This window comes from Streptomyces sp. NPDC004658 (assembly GCF_040609555.1).
Classification (GTDB): domain Bacteria; phylum Actinomycetota; class Actinomycetes; order Streptomycetales; family Streptomycetaceae; genus Streptomyces.
In genome coordinates this window covers 1-4,239 of the sequence record NZ_JBEXKG010000311.1, presented here as the reverse complement: position 1 = coordinate 4,239, position 4,239 = coordinate 1, and the positions used below count along the sequence as shown (strand labels likewise).

The 4,239-nt window shown below is 77.2% G+C and carries 1 protein-coding gene; it reads left to right on the top strand.

What is annotated here, in order from left to right:
• Positions 1-4,239, top strand: a 4,239-nt coding sequence (locus ABZV94_RS40480; RefSeq protein WP_356349933.1) for an HAD-IC family P-type ATPase, incomplete at both ends; no start/stop codon positions are given.

Sequence of the window (4,239 nt, the reverse complement as noted above, 5' to 3'; positions counted from 1 at the left end):
GCACCGGCGGTCGGACTGGCCGCCGGTGCCGCTGCCGGAACGGCGCGCGCCGGCGTGCGGGGCCTGGACGCCGCCGCGCGTGTGGGGCGGGTGGCGCGCAACGCGCTGCCCGGTTCGGGTGACCACTGGCGGTCCGGCGCCCGCGCCCACCTGGCGGTCCGGCCCGTCGAACCGGAACACGCCCGGCACGCGGGCGGCACGGCACACCTGGCGCGCCGGATGGCCGAGGCGCTGGCGGACCACCCCGACGTACTCGTCGCCTACTGGGACCAGGGACTCGCCCGCCTGGTGGTGACCGCGACCGGAGAGGAGGCCGCCGAGCGCGTCCTGGACCACGCGGCCGGCCTCGCCGAGCGGCACGGGCTCCTCCTCGCGGGCTCGGACGTGGAGGAGACCACGCATCCGGCCGACCCGGCCGGGGTGCGCGCGGCGGTGGCCACGCTCGCCGCCGACGGCGCCGGGATCGCCGTCGCCCTGACCGCGTACGCGCTGCGGCTGCCGCCCTCGCCGCGGATGGTGACGGCGGCCGTGACCCTGCTGCGGGAGAACCCGCGGTTCCGCGCCTGGCTGCGCGGCCGGATCGGCGACACCCGGATGGACCTCCTGCTGGCCTGCGCGAACGCCGCCGTGCACGGGGCCGGTCAGACCCCCACCTCCCTGGTGCTCGACGGCGTCCTGCGGGCCTGCCAGGTCGCCGACACGGTGGCCCGCTCGGCCGCCTTCGATGCCGTGCACGACCAGCTGTGCGCCCCGGACCGCGTCAGCCTCGCCGCGCAGGGCGCGCCGCGCCCGCCGCTGCGTGTCTCCCCGGCCCAGGAGTACGCGGCCCACGCCTCCGCCGGCAGCCTCCTGGGCGCGGTGGCCACCCTCCTGGTCAAGCACGACGGCGCCGAGGCGGCCGAAGCGGTGCTGGCCGGCTCCCCGAAGGCCGCCCGCTACGGTCCCGCCGCCTTCCACGCCGTGCTCAGCGCCGCCCTGGCCCGCACCGGCGTGCTGGTCCGCGACCCGGAGCGGCTGCGCCAGCTGGAGATGGCGGGCACGGTCGTCCTGCACCCGAGCGCGCTGCGCACCGAGAGCGGCGAGGCCGAACCGTGGGCCGAACCGGTGCTGGACGCGGCCCGCCGGGCCGGGCTCCGGGTCGTCCTGGTGGACGATCCCGCCCTGGAGGACTTCACCGGCCTCGCCGACCAGGTCGTCGACGCCCGCCGGCCGCTGGACGACGTCGTGTACGAGGCGCGTGGCGACGAGGGCGCCGTCCTGGTGGCCGCCCGGGTCCGCGCGGCCGACGAGCACGACGTCCTGGCCGCCCTGCGGGCCGCCGATGTCGCGATCGCCCTGACCGACCGGGACGGAGCGGTGGTGTGGGGCGCGGACGTCCTCGCCCTGCACGGCCTGCCCGACGTGTGGCGGGTGCTGACCGCGATCCCGGCCGCCCGCCGGGTCGGCCACCGGGCCCAGACCCTGGCCCGCTCCGGTGCCGCGCTCTCCGGGCTGCTCGTCGCCATCGGCGAGTCCGGCGGCGGACGTGGCCACCGCTCCGTGCTGCCGGGGCTGAGGCACGCTCCCGTCGACGCCGGCGCGGCTGCGGCACTGCTGTCCGGGATGCGGTCCGCGCTGGGCGTGGTGGCGGCCCGCGCCCCGCACCCGCGGCCCCGGGTGCACTGGCACGATCTGGACCCGGACGAGGCCCGCGAACGGCTGGCCCACGAACCGGCCGCGGAGACCGGCGCGCTGGACACGCTCACCGCCCGGATGCGCAAGGCGGCCGAGGGCGTCACCCGGCACCCGGCCGCCGCGCCCGTCCGCTGGTCCTACCGGCTCGGCCGCGCCGTCCGCGGGGAACTGCAGGACCCGCTCACCCCGGTCCTGGCCGTCGGCTCGGCCGCGTCGGCGATCCTCGGCTCCGTCATGGACGCGCTCCTCGTCGTCGGCGCCCTCGACCTGAACGCCCTGGTCGGCGGCATCCAGCGGCTGCGGGCCGAGCGGGCGCTGTCCGGGCTGGTCGCGGAGCAGAAGCAGAAGGCGCGCCTGGTGCCGTCCGAGACCGAGGCCCCGGTCGGCGGAACCCGCACCGTGGAGGCGGGCAAGCTCCGGCCGGGTGACGTGATCCAGCTCAAGACGGACGACGTGGTGCCCGCCGACGCCCGGCTGCTGTGGCAGGAGGGCCTGGAGGTGGACGAGTCCGCCCTGACCGGCGAGTCGCTGCCGGTGGAGAAGCGGACGGATCCCACCCCGCACGCCCCGGTGGCCGACCGCCGGTGCATGCTCTTCGAGGGCACGACCGTGGTGGCGGGCGAGGGCCGTGCCATCGTGGTCGACACCGGTGACCGCACCGAGGCCGCCCGGGCCGTCCACCTCGCCGCCCGGACGCCCCCGGCCGGCGGCGTCCAGGCCAGGCTCCAGGAACTCACCCGCAAGGCGCTGCCGCTGACCCTGGCGGGCGGCGCCGCCGTGACCGGGCTGTCGCTGCTGCGCGGCACCCCGATCCGTGAGGCGGTCAGCGGCGGGGTGGCGGTGGCCGTGGCGGCCGTACCGGAAGGGCTGCCGCTGGTGGCGACGGTCGCGCAGCTGGCGGCCGCCCGGCGGCTGAGCCGGGGCGGTGTGCTGGTGCGCACCCCGCGCACGCTGGAGGCGCTGGGCCGGATGGACACCATCTGCTTCGACAAGACCGGCACGCTCACCGAGAACCGGTTGCGGCTGGTGCGCACCTCCGACGCCGAGGGAACGGTCCGCGCGGTGCACGACGCAGGGTCCGAGGAGACGATCCGGTCCGCCGCGCGGGCCTGCCCCCGGATGAACGGCGGCTCCGACCGGCCCGTGCACGCCACCGACGAGGCCGTGCTGGTCGCGGCGAAGCCCGATCCCGACTGGACCCAGCTCGCCGACCTGCCGTTCGAGGCCGCGCGCGGATACGCCGCCGCCGTCGGCAGGGTCGGGGACGGCCCGGCCGTGCTGGTGGTCAAGGGCGCCCCGGAGACCGTGCTGCCCGCCTGCGCCGGGCTGCCGGCGCACGCCTCCGAGTCCGCGCAGACACTGGCCGGGGCCGGTCTGCGGGTCCTGGCGGTGGCCGAACGCCGGCTCGGCGCGGGCGAGCAGGAGTCGGACGTGCTCGAACAGCCGCTCGGGGACCTGGAGTTCCTCGGTCTGCTGGCGCTGTCCGACGTGCCGCGCGAGACCTCCACGGCACTGGTGAGCGGGCTGAACGGGGCGGGCGTGCGACCGGTCATGCTCACCGGTGACCATCCGCAGACCGCGCGGTCCATCGCCGCCGACCTGGGCTGGCCGGAGGACACCGTGGTGGTCACCGGCGACGAGCTGGCCGCGGCCGACCGCGTGTCCCGGGCCCGGATGCTGCGGGACGCGGGCGTGGTGGCACGGGTGGCGCCCGAGCAGAAGCTCCAGGTCGTGGAGGCGCTGCGGGACGCGGGCCGGGTGGTCGGCATGGTCGGCGACGGCGCCAACGACGCCGCGGCCATCCGGGCGGCCGACATCGGCGTCGGCATCAACGCGCGCGGGTCGGCCGCCGCGCGCAACGCCGCGGACATCGTGCTGACCGACGACGACCTGACGGTGCTGATCGACGCGGTCGGCGAGGGCCGCGCGCTGTGGCACAGCGTGGCCGACGCCATCGCCATCCTGATCGGCGGCAACGCGGGCGAGGTCGGGTTCGGGATCCTCGGCACGCTGCTGTCCGGGCGGGCGCCGCTGTCCACCCGGCAGATGCTCATGGTGAACCTCTTCACCGACCTGTTCCCGTCGATGGCGGTGGCGGTGACCGAGAAGGAGGGCGAGGCGGATTTGGGGCACGTGGAGGAGGCCGCCGGAGTGCTCGGCGATCCCCTGCTGCGGCAGATCCGGCACCGGGCCCTGACCACCTGCCTCGGCGCGGTCACGGCCTGGCTGATCGGCCGCTTCACGCCGGGTACCGCCCGGCGCTCCGGCACCATGGCCCTGTGCGGGGTGGTCGGCACCCAGCTGGTGCAGACCCTGCTCGACCGGCGCGACAGCCGCCTCGTGCAGATCACCTCACTGGGCTCCGCGCTGGCCCTGGTGGCCGTGGTCCAGACGCCGGGCATCAGCCGCGTCTTCGGCTGCACCCCGCTCGGCCCGGTCGCGTGGGCGGGCGTGGTGGCCGCGATCGTGCTCGCGCTGGCGGGCCAGCATCTGCTGCTGCGGCTGACCGCCGCCGACGGCTACGCGGCACAGCGCCACTATTCGATCGCTTCGGCACCGGACGGC